The 22,159-nt window shown below is 44.0% G+C and carries 17 protein-coding genes and 4 tRNA genes; 9 read left to right on the top strand and 12 right to left on the bottom strand.

All coding sequences use genetic code 11. The features are described 5' to 3' along the window. Nucleotides 1–219: 219 nt before the first annotated feature. The 3 genes from pheT to G5S32_RS05960 form a co-directional block, all read right to left on the bottom strand. Nucleotides 220–2,607, bottom strand: a complete 2,388-nt coding sequence (gene pheT, locus G5S32_RS05970) for a phenylalanine--tRNA ligase subunit beta (protein ID WP_165311153.1) — start codon at nt 2,605–2,607, stop codon at nt 220–222. Nucleotides 2,608–2,625: 18 nt separating this feature from the next. Continuing rightward, nucleotides 2,626–3,609 (bottom strand): phenylalanine--tRNA ligase subunit alpha, encoded by a 984-nt coding sequence (gene pheS, locus G5S32_RS05965; protein WP_165311152.1) that lies wholly within the window; start codon nt 3,607–3,609, stop codon nt 2,626–2,628. Between the two features lie 292 nt (nt 3,610–3,901). Beyond that, nucleotides 3,902–5,020 (bottom strand): GGDEF domain-containing protein, encoded by a 1,119-nt coding sequence (locus tag G5S32_RS05960; RefSeq protein ID WP_165311151.1) that lies wholly within the window; start codon nt 5,018–5,020, stop codon nt 3,902–3,904. A 253-nt stretch (nt 5,021–5,273) separates the two neighbouring features. Here G5S32_RS05960 and G5S32_RS05955 point away from each other — a divergent pair, with 253 nt between their 5' ends. After that, on the top strand, nt 5,274–6,350 hold the full coding sequence (locus G5S32_RS05955; protein WP_165311150.1) for a PQQ-dependent sugar dehydrogenase: 1,077 nt from the start codon (nt 5,274–5,276) through the stop codon (nt 6,348–6,350). 292 nt (nt 6,351–6,642) lie between these two features. Here the strand turns inward: G5S32_RS05955 and G5S32_RS05950 are convergent. From G5S32_RS05950 to uvrY, 7 genes are all read right to left on the bottom strand, one after another. Continuing rightward, nucleotides 6,643–6,718 (bottom strand) — tRNA-Gly (locus G5S32_RS05950). Nucleotides 6,719–6,726: 8 nt separating this feature from the next. Then, nucleotides 6,727–6,813, bottom strand: a tRNA-Leu gene (locus tag G5S32_RS05945). A gap of 65 nt (nt 6,814–6,878) precedes the next feature. Continuing rightward, nucleotides 6,879–6,954 (bottom strand) — tRNA-Gly (locus tag G5S32_RS05940). Nucleotides 6,955–6,956: 2 nt separating this feature from the next. Next, nucleotides 6,957–7,030 (bottom strand) — tRNA-Cys (locus tag G5S32_RS05935). Nucleotides 7,031–7,311: 281 nt separating this feature from the next. Then, complete coding sequence (pgsA, locus tag G5S32_RS05930; RefSeq protein ID WP_165311149.1) at nt 7,312–7,869, bottom strand: CDP-diacylglycerol--glycerol-3-phosphate 3-phosphatidyltransferase; 558 nt, start codon at nt 7,867–7,869, stop codon at nt 7,312–7,314. Between the two features lie 46 nt (nt 7,870–7,915). Next, nucleotides 7,916–9,748 (bottom strand): excinuclease ABC subunit UvrC, encoded by a 1,833-nt coding sequence (gene uvrC, locus G5S32_RS05925; protein ID WP_165311148.1) that lies wholly within the window; start codon nt 9,746–9,748, stop codon nt 7,916–7,918. Beyond that, the gene (gene uvrY, locus G5S32_RS05920; RefSeq protein WP_042488427.1) at nt 9,748–10,392 is read right to left on the bottom strand and encodes a UvrY/SirA/GacA family response regulator transcription factor; all 645 of its coding nucleotides are present in this window, start codon (nt 10,390–10,392) and stop codon (nt 9,748–9,750) included. The genes uvrC and uvrY overlap by 1 nt, the downstream gene beginning before the upstream one ends. Before the next feature lie 395 nt (nt 10,393–10,787). Between uvrY and G5S32_RS05915 the strand changes: the two genes are divergently transcribed. Next, a complete protein-coding gene (locus G5S32_RS05915) occupies nt 10,788–13,151 on the top strand; it encodes a DNA polymerase II (protein WP_165311147.1) in 2,364 nt (787 codons plus the stop codon). Nucleotides 13,152–13,173: 22 nt separating this feature from the next. On the opposite strand, the gene G5S32_RS05910 is transcribed toward G5S32_RS05915, so the two are convergent. Next, nucleotides 13,174–13,941, bottom strand: a complete 768-nt coding sequence (locus G5S32_RS05910) for a nucleotidyltransferase domain-containing protein (RefSeq protein ID WP_165311146.1) — start codon at nt 13,939–13,941, stop codon at nt 13,174–13,176. Nucleotides 13,942–14,141: 200 nt separating this feature from the next. Here G5S32_RS05910 and yeiP point away from each other — a divergent pair, with 200 nt between their 5' ends. Further along, on the top strand, nt 14,142–14,708 hold the full coding sequence (yeiP, locus tag G5S32_RS05905; protein ID WP_165311145.1) for an elongation factor P-like protein YeiP: 567 nt from the start codon (nt 14,142–14,144) through the stop codon (nt 14,706–14,708). A 1-nt stretch (nt 14,709) separates the two neighbouring features. Continuing rightward, on the top strand, nt 14,710–15,030 hold the full coding sequence (locus tag G5S32_RS05900) for an HI1450 family dsDNA-mimic protein (protein ID WP_165311144.1): 321 nt from the start codon (nt 14,710–14,712) through the stop codon (nt 15,028–15,030). 88 nt (nt 15,031–15,118) lie between these two features. On the opposite strand, the gene yqfB is transcribed toward G5S32_RS05900, so the two are convergent. Continuing rightward, the gene (gene yqfB / locus G5S32_RS05895; protein ID WP_165311143.1) at nt 15,119–15,436 is read right to left on the bottom strand and encodes a N(4)-acetylcytidine aminohydrolase; all 318 of its coding nucleotides are present in this window, start codon (nt 15,434–15,436) and stop codon (nt 15,119–15,121) included. Between the two features lie 240 nt (nt 15,437–15,676). Here yqfB and hutC point away from each other — a divergent pair, with 240 nt between their 5' ends. The 5 genes from hutC (at nt 15,677) to G5S32_RS05870 (ending at nt 22,087) form a co-directional block, all read left to right on the top strand. Beyond that, nucleotides 15,677–16,393, top strand: coding sequence for a histidine utilization transcriptional repressor HutC (hutC, locus tag G5S32_RS05890; RefSeq protein ID WP_165311142.1), 717 nt, complete (start codon nt 15,677–15,679; stop codon nt 16,391–16,393). Between the two features lie 218 nt (nt 16,394–16,611). Continuing rightward, the gene (gene hutI / locus G5S32_RS05885) at nt 16,612–17,817 is read left to right on the top strand and encodes an imidazolonepropionase (RefSeq protein WP_165311141.1); all 1,206 of its coding nucleotides are present in this window, start codon (nt 16,612–16,614) and stop codon (nt 17,815–17,817) included. Nucleotides 17,818–17,995: 178 nt separating this feature from the next. Further along, nucleotides 17,996–19,693 carry a urocanate hydratase gene (hutU, locus tag G5S32_RS05880; RefSeq protein WP_165311140.1) on the top strand — a complete coding sequence of 566 codons (1,698 nt, stop codon included), beginning with the start codon at nt 17,996–17,998 and terminating at the stop codon, nt 19,691–19,693. 11 nt (nt 19,694–19,704) lie between these two features. Beyond that, a complete protein-coding gene (gene hutH / locus G5S32_RS05875; RefSeq protein WP_165311139.1) occupies nt 19,705–21,237 on the top strand; it encodes a histidine ammonia-lyase in 1,533 nt (510 codons plus the stop codon). Nucleotides 21,238–21,367: 130 nt separating this feature from the next. Beyond that, on the top strand, nt 21,368–22,087 hold the full coding sequence (locus G5S32_RS05870) for a DUF3581 domain-containing protein (RefSeq protein ID WP_165311138.1): 720 nt from the start codon (nt 21,368–21,370) through the stop codon (nt 22,085–22,087). The last annotated feature ends 72 nt before the right edge of the window (nt 22,088–22,159 follow it).

Here is a 22,159-nt window from a genome sequence, read left to right as displayed (position 1 = left end):
AGCAAACCCTCTGAGCCATGGATGGCTCGGCGGAGCTTCAGGGACGAATGAATGCGCGTTTGCGTTTGACGCCTATTCGCTGTTCTACCGATGCTCAGTCTGATCATATTTATATCTAGGATGGTATCAGTTACTTTACAATCCATAAGTAAAAAAAAGAGCAGGCTTTAGGCCTGCTCTCTAGAACTAATTTATCGATTTATCGGGATATAAGCCCAGTTAGTCACGTAAACTAGCACCAAACTGTTCAGATACCGCTTTAACGATAGCATCGACTGCTGCTGCAATATCTGCTTCTTCAAGGGTACGTTCAACTGATTGTAAGGTTAGTGCAATCGCAAGGCTCTTCTTACCTTCTTCAATACCCTTACCTACGTATACATCGAACAGTTTTGCGTCTTTCAGAAGTTCACCACCTGAGGCATAACATGCAGCTACGATATCGCCAGATGCAATGCTTTCATCTACAACAACAGCAATGTCACGACGGTTTGAAGGGAACTTCGAAACTGAAGCGGCTTCAGGGATAACGCGTGAGTTAATTGCGCTCCACTCGATTTCAAACACAACTGTGCGACCATTCAGGCCAAATTTACGCTCAAGTTCTGGATGAACAGTACCCATCACACCCACTTGTTTGCCATCTACAATAATCGCAGCAGACTGACCTGGATGTAGAGCAGGATGACGAGTTGCAACGAAGCTGTAAGCCTTTTCATTCGCTGATAGCTCTAGAATGGCTTCTAGATCGCCCTTCAGATCGAAGAAATCAACCGTTGCCGTTTCCATGCCCCAGTGTTCTTCACCACGAGCACCAGCAATAACACCAGCAAGCATCGGCTCTTGGCGCATACCGTTTTCCGCAGTTTCACATGGAATGAAACGTAGACCATATTCGAACAGACGAACACGTGGCTGTTGACGTTTTTGGTTATGAACAACGGTGTTTAGCAGACCTTGGATCAGACCTAAACGCATTGCTGACATGTCCGCAGAAATTGGGAATGGCAGAATCAGAGGTTCAACATCATTAACGATCAGTTTTTGTTGCTCAGGCTCAACGAAGCTGTAGGTGATTGCTTCATGGTAACCACGGTCAACAAGAAGGTCACGAACACGCTTAAGCGGCAAATTCGCTTCGTTTTGAGCGTTCATGTTTAGTGCTGCAATCGGTGCTTGATTTGGGATCTTGTTGTAACCGTAGATACGACCAACTTCTTCAATCAAATCTTGCTCAATAGCAATATCGAAACGCCATGTTGGCGCTCTTGCAGTCCAACCTGCATCTGTTGTTTCAACAGACATACCAAGGCGTTCAAGGATCTCAACCACTTCTGCATCAGCAATGTGGTGGCCCAATAGGCTATCAAGTTTAGTACGACGCAGTGATACTGTATTTGGCTGAGGTAAGTCAGCTTCTGACTCAACCGCTACTACAGGTGCAACTTCACCACCACAGATTTCAACAAGAAGCTGTGTTGCGCGTTCCATTGCATTCACTTGCAGTGCGAAATCCACACCACGCTCAAAACGCATTGAAGAATCAGTGTGTAGACCGTAGCTACGAGCACGACCACGGATATGGTCAGGTGCAAAGAATGCACACTCTAGTAGTACGTCTTTCGTTTCAGTACTCACGCCTGAACCTTCACCACCGAAGATACCTGCAATAGCTAGTGCTTGTTTGTGGTCAGCAACCACAAGAGTGTTAGCATTTAGCTCAGCTTCGGTGCCATCTAACAGAGTTAACTTTTCACCTTGTTCAGCTAGACGAACAACAATACCGCCTTCAATTTTCGCTAGGTCAAATGCGTGCATTGGCTGACCTTGCTCTAGAAGCATGTAGTTTGTGATATCAACCACTGGATCGATCGAACGAATACCACAACGACGTAGTTTCTCTTGCATCCACAGTGGCGTTTCAGCTTGAACGTTTACGTTCTTGATAACACGACCAAGGTAACGTGGACATGCCGCTGGTGCTTTCACTTCAATTGAAACAACATCATCAATTGAAGGAGCAACTGGAGCAACTGAAGGTTCAGTTACGTCTGCACGGTTTAAAACGCCGACTTCACGAGCCATACCGCGGATGCTAAAACAGTCCGCTCGGTTTGCCGTCAGGTCAACATCAACAGTCACATCGTCTAGGCTTAAGAACTGACGGAAATCAGTACCGATAACCGCATCTTCAGCCAATTCCATGATGCCTTCTGACTCTACGTCAATACCTAGCTCAGAGAATGAACAAAGCATGCCGTGAGAAGGCTGACCACGTAATTTCGCTTTCTTAATTGTGAAATCGCCTGGAAGTACAGCGCCCACAGTTGCAACAGCAACTTTAAGACCTTGGCGGCAGTTTGGCGCGCCACAAACGATGTCTAATAGCTCTGCCTCACCCACGTCAACTTTCGTTACACGTAGTTTGTCAGCGTCGGGATGCTGGCCACATTCAACAACGTGACCGACTTTTACGCCAGTGAATTTGCCAGCTACTGGAAGTACGTCATCGACTTCTAGACCAGCCATAGTGATTTGGTGCGTTAGTTCGTCAGTAGTAACCGCTGGGTTTACCCACTCACGAAGCCATGATTCGCTGAATTTCATTGTGTTTCTACCCTTGAATTACTTGAACTGTTTAAGGAAACGAAGATCGTTTTCGAAGAACGCTCGTAGGTCGTTTACGCCGTAACGAAGCATAGTTAAACGCTCTACGCCCATACCGAATGCGAAACCAGAGTATTTTTCAGGGTCGATACCAACACTGCGTAGTACATTAGGGTGAACCATGCCACAACCTAGTACTTCAAGCCATTTGCCGTTTTTACCTTTAACATCTACTTCTGCTGAAGGTTCAGTGAACGGGAAGTAAGAAGGACGGAAACGTACCTCAACCTCTTCTTCGAAGAAGTTGCAAAGGAAATCATTCAGGATACCTTTAAGCTGAGCAAAGTTTACATTCTCATCAACTAACATACCTTCAACTTGGTGGAACATTGGGGTATGAGTTTGGTCGTAGTCATTACGGTATACGCGACCTGGTGCGATGAAACGGAATGGTGGCTTACCATTTTCCATAGTACGGATTTGCACACCTGAAGTGTGAGTACGCAACATCAAATCTGGATTGAAGAAGAAGGTATCGTGGTCAGTACGTGCTGGGTGATCTTCTGCAATGTTTAGCGCATCAAAGTTGTGGAATGCATCTTCGATTTCAGGACCAGACTCAGTGCTAAAGCCTAATTCACCAAAGAACTTTTCAATACGCTCGACAGTGCGAGTCACTGGGTGAAGACCACCATTTTCAATGCGACGACCAGGTAGTGTCACATCAATGGTTTCTGCCGCTAGCTTAGCTTCAAGCTCTGCACTTTGCAGAGCATCTTTACGCAGTGCAATCGCTTTTTGAACTTCCGCTTTAGCCACGTTGATGTCTTGGCCTGCTGTACGACGTTCTTCAGGTGGTAACTTACCTAGGCTTTGAAGTTGAACAGTTAGTTCACCTTTCTTACCCAGATACTGAACACGCACTTCATCAAGTGCAACTAACGACGACGCAGCGTCAATCGCCGCTGTCGCATTAGCAATAATCTCTTGTAGATGTTGCATCGTTTCCTCGTCTGCTGGTTAGCAGTTTCCATAAGGAGCCCAAAAGGGTTCCGTCGACTCTCAAAATGTGAGTCATAAAGAGTGACCGTATGGGTTTCTTGGGATATCTCAAATAGCTGTACATAGTAACGAAAGCTGACGTTAAAGCCAAATTGAAATACGCTTCAACTGCACTTTCGTTTAAATATTAAGCAAGTAAATTTATCAGAAGTTAGACAACAAGGCGGAATGCTTAAATCCCAAAATATTAGACACTTTTACACCCTTAAAAATGGGATCTGCTGACGCCAACTTAAAGACTTTCGAACTTAGCAGAACGAACTTGATTTCGCCCATGCTGCTTAGCTTTATACAGTGCCTTATCGGCAAGGCTCATCAATACTGAGTATTCTTTCATCTCAGGATGAAATTGGGCGACGCCGACGCTCATACTACCGGCCCAAACATCGTTACCAAAGGGGACTTTTAGCTGATTAATATCCATAAGAACTTGCTGGGCAATATGCATACCGCCATCTAAATCGGTATTTGGACAGATCACAAAGAACTCATCACCACCTAATCGACACACGATGTCATCGTTGCGAAATCTCTCTTTAAGGCAACGAGAAAACGCCACCAACACATTGTCTCCAGCTTCATGCCCACAGGTATCATTGACTTGTTTGAAATGGTCAGCATCAATCATCATGCATGTCAGGTTTGTACCGTCCTCAACCGTTCGATGCCAGTAATCATGTAGCTGTTGCATGGCTTGACGCCTATTTGGCAAAGAAGTAAGACTGTCAGTCAGTGAGAGTTTTTCTAATTGCTTGTTAGCGCGATGTAACTGACGAGTACGTTCTTCAACTATATCTTCTAGTGATTGATTTAAACGTACCAGTTCTTTGTTTCGGGCAGACACTTGCTGAAATAAACCGTTTAACGCATTAAGCAGCGGCTCAATCGCAGCGTCTCTTTCTCGTTGCTCACGCTTATAAGCTTCGAAAGGATCTTCTCCAGCCTCAATCGCCCTTATCTGACGAGCCATACTCTGATCGATACCAAGGATATGGTATGCGAGCCAATGAATAAGGAATTCCAACAGTAAGACAGCAGGCCGATGATCATCGTCTGTGATGAAAGCTTGCATACTATTAATTTCGAGCATAAATGAACGATGAACCTGAATATGCTCGTTAAGATGCTCATCAGCAATACCGACATTACGCATCAGTTGTTCTTCTTCAATGAAATGAAACTCAGCATAACGAGCCAACTCGAACAATGCCTTGCGCACATCTTCAGTAGAAACGCTATTTTCTGATAGCAACCCTCCATATTGATTAACGAACCCAACCAAGTAGAGGTGCTGCTCATCAACCTCATTGAGGCCTGTTTCAAAATGCTTATCCCACTCAAACGACTTCATCTAATACTATCTTCCTAAGATCTGTGCTAATCATTCACACTTAGATACCCATAGTGAATGTAATGTTAACACTTATTATTTAAGCACTATACGACATACCTTGTAGGAAAAGTTGCATTTGAAGCACAATTTGATTCATTTTCATCCAGTTATGACATGCTTGGTCACATATTAATTCCATCCTCAACAAGCGTTCATCTACGTTTCTAGCTATGCTTTTCTTGTGTAGTCACCAAAGAGATGAATGCATTTGATGAAAAAAAACATATTGCTTCTAATGCTCTGTGTCGTTTCCATTTCCGCATTGGCTCAATATAGAGTTGAGAAAGTAATGGAAGGTTTACGAGTTCCGTGGAGTATAAGTTTTATCAATGAAACCAAAGTCTTGGTCACCGAACGCAATGGCAAGATTCTAATCGTCGATTTAGAGAACAACACAAAGCAGGATTTGCTAAAAATTTCAGACGTGGCTGCACAAGGTCAAGGAGGACTGCTTGATATTGCCCTTTCACCCTATGACCGCCAAACGTTTTATTTCACCTACAGCAAGAAAACCAGTTCGGGTGCAGACACCACATTAGCGATAGCAACATTCAATGAAAACAAAGTAACACAGTGGAATGATTTGCTAGTCACAGTATCAAATTCTGATACCTCACGTCACTTTGGTAGCCGAATCGTTTTCATCGATAAACATGTATTTTTCACCGTAGGAGATCGAGGAATAAGACCCAATGGTCAAGATCTGTCAACACATGCAGGCAGTGTTCTCAGACTCAATATTGATGGGACAGTTCCTCATGATAACCCGTTCGTAAAAGTTAAGAACGCTCGCCCTGAGATTTGGAGTTTTGGACACCGAAATCCCCAAGGTTTGTATTTTGATCAGCAGACTCAAGATTTATGGGAAATTGAGCATGGTCCGAGAGGCGGAGACGAAATTAATCTCATTAAGAAAGGCGCCAATTATGGTTGGGCGAAGACTTCGTATGGCAAAGAGTATTGGGGTCCGCTAGATGTGGGTGAAAGCAAAGAAGCAGAAGGTGTAGAATCACCTTCAAAAGTTTACATACCTTCTATCGCTCCAAGCGGTTTATTGCTTTATAGAGGCAACCGTTATCCCGACTTCAATGGCAAACTGTTAACTGGCGCTTTGAAACTCACACATATCAATGTGATTACTATGGATGAGAATCACTCAGCGGTTAAAGAAGAAAGAATATTGGAAGACTTACAAGAGAGAATACGCGATATAAAGCTCTCCCCTGATGGGTGGATCTATTTTACAACCGACAACGGCAATATTTATCGTTTACAGCCCAACAAATAAACAGAGTTGAACTCAGTTTCCATAGACGCGTACATAGCAATCTTGATAATACCATCCTAGATAAAAATATGGTCAGACTGAGCATCGGCAGAACAGCGAATAGGCGTCAAACGCAAACGCGCATTCATTCGCCCCTGAAGCTCCGCCGAGTCATCCATGGCTCGGAGGGTCTGCTTATCGACGCCTATTCACTGATCAGGGAATTATCCAGAATGGTATAACGGGCCAATTCAGGGATGTTTCTTTGAATTCCAGACGAAAAAAAACCTCGAATAATCGAGGTTTCTTATCTTGGAGCGACACACGAGGTTCGAACTCGTGACCTCAACCTTGGCAAGGTTGCGCTCTACCAACTGAGCTAGTGTCGCAATTTATATGGTGCCCCGGGCCGGACTTGAACCGGCACGACTCGAAAGTCGAGGGATTTTAAATCCCTTGTGTCTACCAATTTCACCACCAGGGCACACAATTCTGTTTGATGGCATATTTCTACCATCTTGATATCGCCTGAGCCATATCAATTTAATTTGGAGCGACACACGAGGTTCGAACTCGTGACCTCAACCTTGGCAAGGTTGCGCTCTACCAACTGAGCTAGTGTCGCAATGGAGGCGCGTACCGGAATCGAACCGATGTACACGGATTTGCAATCCGGTGCATAACCACTCTGCTAACGCGCCTTCAACTTCAAGAAACTCGCTTTAATTCTGCGTTCCTCTTGAGTACGGGATGCATTCTACGGATTCGATGGAATGAGTCAACACAATTTTTTTGATTTTAAATCGTTTGTCTATTTTGCACTCAAAAAGCACCAAATTGGTCAATTTGTTAGCAAAAAAGCTCATGTTTTCCATGAGATAACTAAATTAGAGAACCACTAAACGATCGTTTACATCACCTGATATCACGAAAGATGAAATGCTAAGCATAAAAAAACGGGCTTACGCCCGTTTCTATCAATTTAGTGGTTTTCTTCGTTGAGAAGATCATCTTTGGCAGCCATCAAGTATTGCGCCATTGACCAGTAAGTTAGGAACGTCGCAATATACAGTGCACCATAACCTAACCAAACCATCCAATCGTCATAACGCCAGATAAGAACCCAAAGAGCAAACATTTGCGTTAATGTTTTTACTTTACCAATCCATGAAACCGCAACACTTGCGCGTTTACCAATTTCCGCCATCCATTCGCGTAGAGCGGAAATAATGATTTCCCGAGCGATCATAGTGACAGCAGGGATGGTAATCCAAATGTTGTGATAATACTCAGTAATTAAAATTAACGCTGTTGCTACTAGGACTTTATCCGCCACAGGGTCAATAAATGCACCGAAGCGAGACGTTTGACCAAGTTTGCGTGCCAACATCCCATCGAGCCAGTCAGTAAAACCAGCAACCCAGAACACCATTGCAGCAGCAAATGGAGCCCATTGGTATGGAAGATAAAACACGACAATAAATACTGGAATCAGAAAAAGTCGTAGTAAAGACAAAATGTTGGGAATGTTAAAACGCATATTATTAGGCTCTTATCAACTGCAGCTTAATGGTGATGTATTTTCGTTATTGTTTCAATGCCTGATAAATACTTTCTGCTAAAGAATCACTAATTCCTGGCACTTTGGCAATTTCTTCAACGGTAGCTCGCTTCAACTCTTGCAGACCACCCATATACTTGAGCAATGCTTGACGACGTTTTGGTCCTACCCCTTCAATGCCTTCTAAGGCACTGGTGCGACGAGTTTTACCCCGTTTCGCTCGATGTCCAGCAATAGCATGATTATGGCTTTCATCCCGAATGTGTTGAATTAAATGCAGCGCTGGTGCATCACTCGGCATATTGAATTCATCACCATCGACGGTAATCAAAGTTTCTAAACCCGGTTTACGAGTAACACCTTTCGCAATACCGATCAGTCTTGGACGCTTCGGCCAATCTTCCCAACATTTGGCAATCACTTCGTGAGCACGATTAAGCTGACCTTTGCCACCATCAATAAAGATAATGTCTGGGATCTTTTCAACATCCAACTGCTTAGAGTAGCGGCGTTCTAATACCTGTCCCATTGCGGCATAATCATCTCCACCGGTAATCCCTGTGATGTTGTAACGACGATATTCTTGCTTGACTGGACCTTCCTGATTGAACACAACGCAAGAGGCAATTGTACTCTCCCCCATTGTATGAGAGATATCGAAACACTCCATACGGCTAATGTTATCCATATCCAGTTCATCTTGCAGCGCTTTGAAACGCTGATTGATAGTCATTTTATGGTTAATCTTAGTCGTAATTGCAGTTAACGCGTTAGTATTCGACAACTTCAAATAACGAGATCGCGTTCCGGTAGGATTTACGTGGAAAGAAATCTTTCTACCTGCGACTTGCTGCAGGGCTTCACGTAAAGGAACAGAATCTTCAAGTAATCCTTCATTGAGGATGATTCTAGTCGGAATAGTGCGAGCTTCATTATGATTCAAGTAATACTGGCTCAAGAAACTCTCAAAGACTTCCTCTTGGGAAGTGTTGTTTGGAATCTTAGGGAAATGGCTGCGACTACCCAGAATCTTCCCCTGACGAATCATTAGAATATGGATACAGGCAATGCCATTTTCCTGTGCGAAACCAAGCACATCCATATCATCCATGCTATCTTCAGAAACAAACTGCTGCTCTTGAACACGACGAATAGCCTGGATTTGGTCTCGATATTTGGCCGCCTGTTCAAACCTTAACTGTTGGCTTGCGTTTTCCATCCTCTCGATAAGAATTTCGAGCACTTGCTTATCCTTCCCTTGCAGAAAGAATCGCACATAATCCACCAACTCCGCATACTCTTCATCGGAAATGATGCTTTTTACGCATGGAGCAGCACAACGACCAATCTGATACATCAGACACGGACGAGTACGGTTACTGTAAACCGTATCTTCACATTGGCGTACTGGGAAAATTTTCTGAATCAGGTGCAACGTTTCACGAACAGCGCCAGCATCTGGATAAGGTCCAAAGTACTCACCTTTTCGCTTTTTAGCACCACGATGCAGTGATAATCGCGGATGTTTATGTCCACTGATAAAGATAAAAGGATATGATTTATCATCGCGCAGCAATACATTGTATTTCGGCAAATACTGCTTGATGTAGTTGTGTTCGAGAATTAACGCTTCCGTTTCGGTATGAGTAACCGTTACGTCGATCTTGGCAATATTGCTTACTAATGCACGCGTTTTTTCACTGTCGATTTTTTTGCGAAAATAACTCGAAAGGCGCTTTTTGAGGTCTTTGGCTTTGCCGACGTAAATGACATCAGCATCGGCGTTATACATCCGATAAACGCCGGGCTGATCTGTCACAGTCTTTAGAAATGAGGACGAGTCGAACACTTCTGACACTAGAGTTTCTCTGTGTCTAGCATTCCATGTCGAATAGCTAAGTGCGTTAACTCAACATCACCGCCAATATCTAGCTTAGCAAACAAGCGGTAGCGATAACTGTTAACGGTTTTAGGACTCAGATTCAACTGCTCAGAAATATCAGTCACTTTTTGTCCTTTGGTAATCATCATCATGATTTGAAGTTCACGTTCGGACAAATCGGCAAATGGGTTTTCAGAAGCAGGTGAAAACTGACTTAAAGCCATTTGCTGCGCTATTTCTGGAGAGATATAACGTTGGCCACTGTTCACAACACGAATGGCATTCACCATTTCGTCAGGAGCGGCACCTTTTGTTAAATAACCCGCAGCCCCAGCCTGCATAACTTTTGTTGGGAACGGGTTTTCAGTATGTACTGTTAATACGATGATTTTTACGTCTGGATTCACGCGTAAAATTTTCTTGGTAGCCTCTAATCCACCAATGCCTGGCATGTTCATATCCATTAACACGACATCAGCATGGTTATTACGACACCATTTTACCGCTTCTTCACCGCTATCAGCTTCCCCTGCTATGTTCATTCCACGGACGTCTTCAATAATACGTCGTATCCCTGTGCGAACCAGCTCGTGATCATCTACAAGGAAAACACTAATCACTCTTGTATCTCCACACTTATCTATTTGGCTCTGCACCCACCGAGGTAGTGGATAACAGCTTGGCTGCCTAGTCTAACTCAAAATTGGATTTTTTTCTCGCACTGAATATGTGCTCAAACCTAAACTTTAGCAAGCACTTATTTCTAGGCATTGCCACAAATTGAGAATTTATAAAAATATCAATTCGTTGAGCAACCGTACAAACATATCAGGGTATTCATACAATAAAAGTGCCTTGTTTAGGAACTTTGAACAAGCTCTTGTTCTGCATGAGATATCGATACTTAACTGCATACGCCTTAAACGAAAACATCGATTCTGCTATTTAGTAAAGATTTTGTTATTATCCCAGACAAGATAAACCTCTAGCTTACTCTCTCGCTCGGTATAACTATTTGACTATTCAGCAAGGCTTTCTACTCACAAGACAATCAAGAGACGTTCAAGGTCAAACCTACATAGAGCTTTGGCTTTCTACTGACGCAGGTCCTACGCAATTAATTATCAAAGATGAAAAGCCGATATTTTTTATTAAGCAAGCCACTGTCGTTCAAGCGAATGAACTTCTTGCAACAAATAAGCTCACAGCCAGTATTCGCAATCTAGATATAATGTCTTTTGAGCAGCAACCGCTAGCAGCTTGTTATTGCGACACAATACAACAAGCTAACGCCCTAAAAACGCTCTTTGAACAAGCAGACATTCTCATTTTGGAATCTGATATCAAATTGGCTGACCGCTTTCTTATGGAGCGTTTTATCCAAGGCAGTATGACCTTTACTGGCGATTTCACTCATTATTCACGCTATCAGAAAGTCCTCAATGCGAAGTGCAAAACTGGTGATTACACACCTAAGTTAAAAGTCGTTTCGTTAGACTTGGAATGCTCGGAGAAAGGCATTTTATATTCGATCGGACTCGATAGCCCGATGGATAGCCGCGTCATCATGATTGGAGAACCTGAAGAAGCAGATACTAACATTCAGTGGGTTTCCAGCGAATATGAATTACTTCAAGCATTGTGTGCTTGGTTTGAACAGTACGACCCAGACGTAATTGTTGGTTGGAGCGTTATCGATTTTGACTTTCGATTATTACACAAACGCGCGGAGTGGCACAAAACTAAGCTAATGCTCGGCAGAGGCAACCAACCAAGCTTTTTCCGTAGTGCGAGTCAAACCCAGCAAGGATTCATCACCATACCCGGGCGTGTTGTTTTAGATGGTATCGATACACTAAAAACTGCTACCTATCAATTCCGGTCATGGTCGCTAGAATCAGTATCACAAGAATTACTCGGTGAAGGTAAAGACATCCACAATGTGCACGATCGTATGGATGAAATTAACCATATGTATCGCCACGATAAACCATCGCTTGCCAAATACAACTTACAAGACTGCGTGCTGGTAAATAAAATATTCCAACATACACACCTGCTCGATTTCGCTATTGAGCGTTCTAAGCTGACCGGAGTTGAACTTGACCGCGTTGGAGGTTCGGTTGCGGCGTTTACCAATTTATATTTACCGCAACTGCACCGCGCAGGCTATGTTGCTCCTAACCTACATTCAGAAAACTGGCTGGCAAGCCCGGGGGGATACGTCATGGACTCCATTCCCGGATTGTATGACTCGGTATTGGTGCTCGATTTTAAAAGCCTGTATCCATCGATTATTCGCTCATTCCTAATCGATCCTTTGGGCTTAATTGAGGGCTTAAAGCTAGAAATTGGTAATCGTGAGAATCAAGCCGTACCAGGCTTTCGCGGAGGGCAGTTCCACCGTAGCAGACATTTTTTGCCACAGATGATTGAAAAACTCTGGGCTGCCAGAGACATTGCGAAGAAGAACAACGACAAAGCTTTCTCACAGGCCATTAAGATCATCATGAACTCCTTCTATGGCGTGTTGGGGTCCTCTGGTTGCCGATTCTTCGATACGCGCCTTGCATCAAGTATCACTATGCGTGGTCATGAAATCATGAAGCAGACTAAGGTTTTGGTCGAAGAACAAGGATACCAAGTGATTTATGGAGATACCGATTCTACCTTCGTATCGCTTGGGCACGAGCACAATCAATCTGAAGCGGATGATATAGGCAAAAAGTTGGTTGCTAATATCAACCAATGGTGGGCAAAACATTTAGAACAGACGTACGCGCTAACATCGAATTTGGAAATCGAATACGAAACCCACTATCGTAAGTTTTTAATGCCAACCATTCGAGGATCTGAAACTGGTTCAAAGAAACGTTATGCAGGACTTATTGGTGTAGGGAAACAAGAAAAAATGGTGTTTAAAGGGCTTGAAAGTGCAAGAACCGATTGGACGCCATTAGCTCAGCGTTTTCAACATACTTTATATTCAATGGTTTTCCACGGTGAAAGCCCTGACAATTACGTTCGCCAGTTTGTTGAGGATACCTTGTCAGGCAAGTTTGATGACGAATTAATCTATCAGAAACGTTTACGCCGAAAACTGCATGAGTATCAGAAAAACGTACCGCCGCAAGTTAGGGCTGCGCGTATGGCTGATGAAATCAATATGCAGCTAGGTAGACCATTGCAGTATCAAAATCGTGGGCGTATTGAATATCTTATGACTCTAAATGGCCCAGAGCCAAAAGAGTATCTGAAAAGCCGGATTGATTATCAGCATTATATTGATAAACAGCTAAAGCCTGTCGCCGATGCTATATTGCCTTTTGTCGGCTTACAGTTTGAGTCAATCAGTCTGCCACAGCTTGGGTTGTTTTAATTATCTGACACTGTTTGAGCCATCAGCCAATGCGGAATTCGGTTTTTTGGTATTGCTGAACTAACCAAGCTCCGAAGCTATCGAGTAAACCAATAACCGAACGTTTCGGAATAACTTTATCTTTCAGCAGTAACCCTAAACGATCAACTTCAAGTTGCATTTCAGGATGGTAACGGAGGAAGTTACGTCCGCAATCCACAGGATCATCAAACCACTGTTTATCTCTATACATAATGAGGGAGTAACTTGCTCGTAGAAGCTTTTTAGCCATCTGCTTTTGCGCTTTAAGCTGTTCTTGTGGTGTATTCGCTTTGACAATACGAGCGCGCAATATTGGAATCCAGTCTGAGATATCCATGTTCCAATGCTTGGCAATTTCCCAGCTCGGCTCAAAATCACCAAAACACTCCGCCAAGTTATTGCCATAAACACAGACACAACAATGCCTAAGCATAAAGCCCCAAGTAAAAATACTGTCTAAGGTGGCAATCTCGTCGACAAGAGCTGTTTTAATGCTTACATCGGTAATAAAAGGAAAACTCTTCTGGAAACGCCAACGAATCGTATTGAGTAACGTTACTTTTCGCTCCTCAAAAGGACGTTTCGTCACAATAATAACGTCCATATTCGATTGACCAGCCACCGCTGTCTTCCTAGCCACACTACCGTAGAGATAAATACTGTGCAGTGCATCCCCCACTCCGGCACGTAGAAAACGCACCAAGTCATCAACGGCTGGCTGGAATTCGGGTTGAAAAGGCTGTTTAGGGTCAATAACCAAAAGCGTCATGAACGAATGTTAGCTCCAAAGAGTAAAGTGACCATTTATGTTCCCTTAAGCAGAAGCGTGAATCAATAGCTTAGACTGCTTGTGAACCTTGAAACTCAAATTTAATGCATTATTCTTATCTCAAGTTGCAGTCAGATATTCCTTTTCGGGTATGGCTATATGTATAATGCGCCGAAACGAAAAACGAAGGATAAGACTCCATGCCAAAGGCAAGTGAACTTAAAAAAGGTTTTGCGATCGTATCAAACGGCAAAACACTACTAATCAAAGATATCGAAGTAACAACACCAGGTGGTCGTGGTGGTTCTAAGATCTACAAACTACGTTGTACAGATCTAAACACTGGCGCACGTGTTGATGAGCGTTACAAGTCAGACGACTTCCTAGATACCGTTGACATGAACAAACGTAACATTTCATTCTCTTACGTTGATGGCGATGAGTATATCTTCATGGATAATGCAGATTACTCTCAATTTAACTTCAAGAAAGCAGACATCGAAGAAGAGTGCTTGTTCATCACTGAAGAAATTCAGGGTATGCAAGTTGTGCTTGTAGATGGCAAACCTGTAGCTATCGAACTGCCTTCTTCTGTTGAAATGGTTATCGAAGAAACTGACCCTTCAATCAAAGGGGCATCAGCTTCAGCTCGTTCTAAGCCAGCACGTTTTGCTACTGGTTTAACGATCCAAGTTCCAGAATACATCGCTAACGGCGAGCGCGTTGTTATCAACACGACTGAACGTAAGTTCATGAGCCGAGCGTAATATGTCTGAATTGATCTCATTAGACGACGCAATCGAAGCGGCATACGACATTTTCCTTGAGATGGCTCCAGACAATCTGGAACCTGTTGATGTGATTTTGTTTACTGCACAATTCGATGACCGCGGTGCTGCAGAAGTCGTAGAAATTGGCGACGACTGGCTAGAACAAGTAGGTTTTGAATTTGATAAAGAAACTTACGCTGAAGTCCGCATTGGTCTCGTCAATGAAGACAATGATGAACTGGATGACGTGTTCGCTCGAATGCTCATCAGTCTCGATCCAGACCATAAAGCTTGTCATATGATGTGGAAACGCGATTAGTCGCATTCTTCATATCAACAAACGCCAGCCCTAGGGTTGGCGTTTTTTATTTCTGATAAACAACAAGCAATTGTCGAAAAAAGAATACTTAGTCTGCTAGTTCATATTGGATCACGTACAGCGATTCGATACCGGGATAAATGTCATTAATCACTTGTTTTAATTGCGATAAGGTCATGTTTTCCTGCTCGGCATGAAACTCGTTAAGTTCAGAAAACAACACAGGTTGAACCGATTTTATCTTTAAACGGCAGAACCAACGCCCTTCTTCCAAAGTGCTAACATCAACCACAGAACCTACCTGATAGTCTTTCTCGCTTTCATCACGAATAGTAATCACTTTTTTGCCAGATAGAATATCGGCTTCAAATCGGGCAAAGAAGGTCATCGTTGTCGGAAATTGCATAACTTATCTCTAAAGTAACTTTCTAAAATAAAAAAGAGTTTTGCCTGTTAGATACCTATGACTTGCACAGAACAGACACAAAAACAAAGATTTGAATGAGTATACAATTAGATGATACTTTGTGCCTTATCACATAAATAAAAATTTATTTACTTCAATTGCATAAAGAGAAATTATGCGATTGCATTTTTCTTCTAAGTCGTAAAGTATTTGTATATTCAATTAAACTTTGAGCGCAGCATGTCTTCATCACCACTTTATACACAGATCAAACACTATATTCTCGACAAAATCGATTCGGGTCATTGGCCTGTGGGTCATCGTATCAGCACCGAACTGGAATTGACTGAGCAATTTAATGTCAGCCGTATGACGGTGAATAAAGCGATCCGAGATTTGGTGTCAGAAGGCAAGTTGCAACGTCGACCACGATTAGGCACTTTCGTCTGTGTACCCGAAGAAAAAGCAGAGTCTCCGCTGCTTGATATTCGTAACATAGCCGACGAAGTATTGAGCCGTGGAAAGCAATACCACAGTAAGGTATTGCAGCAGCGTGCGATTGTTGCCGACGATACTGTGGCGATTAAGCTCGGTATTATGGTAGGCAGCAATGTGTTTTACAGTGAGATATTACATTACGCCAATGACACCCCACTCCAGCTGGAAATTCGTTGGGTAAACAGTCGCTATGCGCCTAATTATCTTGAGCAAGACTTCTCGACGATAACCCCTAACCAGTACTTGTCAGCAAACTGCCCGCTCAGTGCTATCGAACATACGGTTGAGGCGATTGTCCCTGACAGTCACATCAAAACCGCATTAGAACTGACGAGCAATGAACCATGTTTACTGCTTAATCGTCGTACATGGAGCGAGGATAAGCTGGTAAGTTCTGCTCTACTCTATCATCCGGGGTCGAAATACAAACTGACGTCAAAAGTCACGCTACCCAACTGATGTCAAAACGCTAAGACTAAAAAGTTAACCTCAAAAGCATGTCCATAGATTAGCTATGACATGCAAAGCGAGAAATATAATTCTCACATTTTCACAACATTCCGCTTGATAAAAACGTTTAATTGCATTATTAATTGTATATACATTTAAGCATACAAATAAAATTGCAACACGTTACGACTATCTCGATAACGATCGTCTAAAGAAGTAGGAATGTTATGGAACTCGTTTTAACTAACGCTCGCATTGTTAGCATGGAAGCTGGAAACGAAGGCTATCAGCCAAGCCAGCCAAAAACGATCGTCATTAAGGATGGACGCATTGATGCAATTACTGATCAAACCGTCGACACCAGCGACAGCTTTGTTGTGGATTGTACAGGTAAATTAGTCACACCTGGCCTAATTGATGCGCACACTCACCTAGTGTTTGAAGGCAACCGCGCCAATGAATTCGAAATGCGTCTGCAAGGTGTGCCTTACCAAACTATCGCAGCACAAGGCGGCGGTATTCTTTCTACTGTTAACGCAACACGTAAAGCGTCAATCGACCAGTTGGTTGAGACAGCGCTACCTCGACTAGATGGACTGCTACAAAGTGGCGTGACATCCATTGAAGTGAAGTCTGGTTATGGCCTGACGCTAGAAGATGAAATCAAGATGCTCAAAGCCGCTAAAGAGCTCGAACAGCATCGCCGAGTAAAAATCACAACAACGTTATTAGCCGCTCACGCACTACCACCTGAGTATAAAGATCGCCCAGACGATTACATCGAGCACATCTGCCAAGAGATCATTCCTCTAGTGGCAGAGCAAGAACTCGCAACCAGTGTGGATGTGTTCTGTGAATCCATTGGTTTTAATCTAGAGCAGACTGAAAAAGTATTCCGCTGCGCTATTGAGCATGGCTTAAAAGTGAAAGGTCACACCGAGCAGCTTTCTAACCTCGGCGGCACAGAGTTGACTGCCCGCTACAATGGTTTGTCCGCAGATCATATTGAATATCTTGATGAGCAAGGTGTTAAGGCACTGGCACAGTCGGGGACGGTTGCAATGCTTCTTCCTGGCGCGTTCTATTTCCTACGTGAAACGCAAAAACCACCCGTTGATTTACTTCGTCAACACAGAATCCCAATGGCATTGGCTACCGATATTAACCCTGGGACTTCGCCATTTGCAGACTTAACGCTGATGATGAACATGGGCTGTACTCTGTTTGGATTAACGCCTGAAGAAAGTTTACGCGGCGTGACTTGCCATGCAGCTAAAGCACTAGGCTACGGTGAATCCCGCGGTCAAATCACTACCGGGTTTGATGCTGATATCGCTATTTGGAACATCGACCATCCAGCAGATCTCAGCTACCAAGTGGGTGTGCCTCGTTTGTACGCTCGTATTGTCGATGGCGCTATTTGCAACGACTAAGCCTAAACAAATTTGCGCTTAGTGGCTAAACCCTGACAGCTGTCTACTCACCACTAAGCAGTCACTCTCTATTTATATAGAGAAACGATTTACTCAAGCTCCACGGAAACCGAGCTTAAACCAAATGATGTTTGGCACTACATAGGCCAAACCAATTAATGATGAAAAGGAGTCTCACATGACGCAGCACCAAAACCAAGGTTCACGTCTTGATACTAGCCGCACTATTCGTGCACCACACGGAACCACGCTTCGTGCAAAATCTTGGTTAACAGAAGCACCGCTTCGTATGTTGATGAACAACTTAGACCCAGATGTTGCTGAACACCCACATGCACTTGTGGTTTATGGTGGTATCGGTCGCGCTGCGCGCAACTGGGAATGTTACGACAAAATCGTCGAAGTTCTAGAGCGTCTAGAAGAAGACCAAACTCTGGTTGTTCAATCTGGTAAGCCTGTGGGTGTGTTCACAACACACAAGAATGCACCACGCGTATTGATTGCAAACTCTAACCTTGTCCCTCACTGGGCAAACTGGGAGCACTTCAACAAGCTAGATAAAGAAGGCTTGATGATGTACGGACAAATGACTGCGGGTTCTTGGATCTACATCGGTTCACAAGGCATCGTTCAAGGTACTTACGAGACTTTCATTGCTGTAGCTAAGAAGCACTTCAACGGTGAAGCAAAAGGTCGTTGGGTTCTGACTGGCGGTCTTGGTGGCATGGGTGGCGCTCAGCCTCTAGCTGCAACAATGGCGGGTTTCTCTATGATCGCTGTTGAATGTGACGAATCACGTATCGATTACCGTCTACGCACTCGTTATGTTGATAAGAAAGCAACAAGCCTAGATGAAGCTCTCGCTATCATCAACGAATCTGATGAGCCAGTATCTGTAGGTCTACTAGGTAACGCTGCGGATATTTTCCAAGAGCTTGTTGATCGCAACATCACTCCAGACGTAGTAACAGACCAAACTTCTGCTCACGATCCACTAAACGGCTACCTACCACAAGGTTGGAGCATGGAATTCGCTGCTGAAATGCGTAACAGCGACGAAGCAAAAGTAGTAAAAGCAGCAAAAGAATCAATGGCTGTTCAAGTACGTGCAATGCTTGAGCTACAAGCTCGCGGCGCTGCGACTCTGGACTACGGCAACAACATCCGTCAAATGGCATTGGAAGAAGGCGTAGAAAACGCATTCGACTTCCCTGGTTTCGTACCAGCTTATATCCGCCCACTATTCTGTGAAGGTATTGGTCCATTCCGTTGGGCAGCACTGTCTGGTGACCCAGAAGATATCTACAAAACAGACCAAAAAGTTAAAGAGCTGATCCCAGATAATCCACAGCTACATAACTGGCTAGATATGGCTCGTGAACGCATCAGTTTCCAAGGACTACCAGCGCGTATCTGTTGGGTTGGCCTGAAAGATCGTGAACGTTTAGGCCAAGCATTTAACGAAATGGTTAAAAATGGCGAGCTTAAAGCCCCTATCGTAATTGGTCGTGACCATTTAGACTCAGGCTCAGTAGCAAGTCCAAACCGTGAAACTGAAGGTATGATGGATGGTTCAGATGCTGTTTCTGACTGGCCATTACTGAACGCTCTACTCAACACAGCGGGTGGCGCAACTTGGGTTTCTCTACACCACGGTGGTGGTGTAGGAATGGGCTTCTCTCAACACTCAGGTATGGTGATTTGCTGTGACGGTACTCAAGACGCATCTGAGCGTATCGCTCGCGTATTGCATAACGACCCAGCAACGGGTGTAATGCGTCACGCAGATGCTGGTTACGAAATCGCAAAACGCTGTGCAAAAGAGCAAAAACTAGACCTACCAATGCTCAACGAAGAGCTGGCTAAACTGAAGTAAGGACATCATAAATGTTAAATTTAGTCATTAAACCGGGCACACTAACGCTAAACCAACTGCGTCAAGTTAGCCGTTCACCTGTGCTTCTGTCCCTAGATCCAGAAGCAATCCCAGGCATCGAGCGCAGCACAAAAGTAGTTGAGCAAGTGATTGCGGAAGGTCGTACAGTTTACGGTATCAACACAGGTTTTGGCTTATTAGCCAACACCAAGATTGCCCCTGAAGATCTAGAAACACTGCAAAGAAGTATCGTGCTTTCTCATGCGGCAGGTATCGGTAAATTCATGTCAGACGAAACGGTACGTCTGATGATGGTTCTAAAAATCAATAGTTTAGCACGCGGCTTCTCTGGCATTCGTTTAGAAGTTCTGGAAGCACTAATGTCACTGGTTAACCACCAAGTTTACCCATGTGTTCCTCAAAAAGGTTCAGTAGGTGCATCAGGTGACCTAGCGCCGCTTGCTCATATGAGCACGGTTCTTCTAGGTGAAGGTCAAGCGCGCCACAACGGCGAAATTATCTCTGGTCTCGAAGCATTGAAGATTGCAGGTTTGTCTCCAATCACGCTTGCGCCGAAAGAAGGTCTTGCTCTGCTAAACGGTACGCAAGCTTCTACAGCATTTGCTCTAGAAGGTCTATTTATGGCTGAAGACCTATTCGCATCCGCAACAGTATGTGGTGCGATGTCGGTTGAAGCAGCGCTAGGCAGCCGTCGTCCATTTGACCACCGTATCCATGAAGTTCGTGGTCACAAAGGTCAAATCGATGCAGCAGCGGCTTACCGCCACCTATTGGACGAAACCAGTGATATCGGTCATTCACACACCTCATGTGAAAAAGTACAAGACCCATACTCATTGCGTTGTCAGCCACAGGTTATGGGTGCATGTTTGACTCAAATTCGTAATGCGGCAGATATTCTGGAAACTGAGGCAAACTCAGTGTCGGATAACCCACTAGTATTTGCTGAAGATGGCGACATCATCTCTGGTGGTAACTTCCACGCAGAACCAGTAGCTATGGCGGCTGACAACCTAGCACTTGCTATTGCGGAAATTGGCAGCTTATCTGAGCGTCGTATGGCTCTGCTTATCGACAGCGCACTGAGCAAACTGCCACCATTCCTTGTCGACAACGGCGGTGTAAACTCTGGCTTTATGATTGCTCAGGTTACTGCAGCAGCACTAGCAAGTGAGAACAAAACTCTGGCTCACCCAGCGTCTGTAGACAGTTTGCCAACATCAGCAAACCAAGAAGACCACGTATCGATGGCAACCTTCGCAGGGCGTCGTCTACGTGATATGAGCGAAAACACACGCGGTATCTTGGCAGTGGAATATTTATCATCTGCTCAAGGTTTGGATTTCCGTGCTCCGAACAAATCTTCAGCTCGTGTTGAAGAAGCGAAGCAAATCCTGCGTGAAAAAGTACCGTTCTATGATAAAGACCGTTACTTCGCCCCAGACATTGAACAAGCGAACACACTGCTTAAACTGGCGGTTCACAACCATCTAATGCCAGCTAACATGTTGCCAAGTGTTTAATAAACAAAATCTGTGATGAGAGCCTTTCGGGGCTCTTTTTTTAACCCTTATGCACCTTATTTGACTGATTGGACCATTAAAAAAACTTTAGCAGTTATAATCCACGCAGTTTTTATGAATAGCGTAAATTATGTATCTAACTCCATACTTCTCAAGCCAAGATAAAAAATTCCAATTCACTCGCGAGCAAGCTAGCCATTTTGCGAAAAAAGTGGCGGGTGACTACAACCCAATTCACGATGAAGACAGCAAACGCTTCTGCGTACCAGGCGACCTATTGTTCGCAGTATTGCTACAGCAAGAAGGCATCAGCAAAAAAATGCGCTTCAAGTTTTCTGGCATGGTGAACGACGGGGTTTCTCTGCACATTGAAAACAAATGTGACAAAGAGAGCGCGGTAGTTGATGAAGCAGGTAAAGAATATCTGCATATGAGCCGTGAAGGTGAAGTTAGCCACGACAGCGCATTCATTGAACACGTAGTTACAAACTATGTGCAGTTCTCTGGTATGAACTTCCCTCACATCATGGTTCCGCTAATGGAAGAGCAACAGATGATGATTAACCCTCAGCGTCCATTGGTGATCTATGAGAGCATGGAAGTCGAGTTCGATCGTCTAGACATGACGCACCCAGAAGTTGAATACACAGGTGCAACGTTCGATGTGGATGGGAAACGTGGCCTAGTTACTATGACCTTTGCATTCAAAGAAGAAGGCATCGTTGTGGGTCACGGCGTAAAACGTATGGTGGCAAGCGGTTTGAAACCTTACGAACAAAGTGAAATTGATGACTTGGTGAACCGCTTTAATGAACGTAAAGAAACGTTCCTAGCCCAAATCGCATCTTAATATCTCCGCAGAATTACAAAGCCCTACTCTAATGAGTGGGGCTTTTACTTTTCCATATTTTTTATTTCCTAA

The sequence above is a fragment of the Vibrio ziniensis genome, from assembly GCF_011064285.1.
GTDB lineage: Bacteria > Pseudomonadota > Gammaproteobacteria > Enterobacterales > Vibrionaceae > Vibrio > Vibrio ziniensis.
Note: the sequence above shows the minus strand (reverse complement) of the source record. Positions and strands in the feature narration are given on the sequence as shown.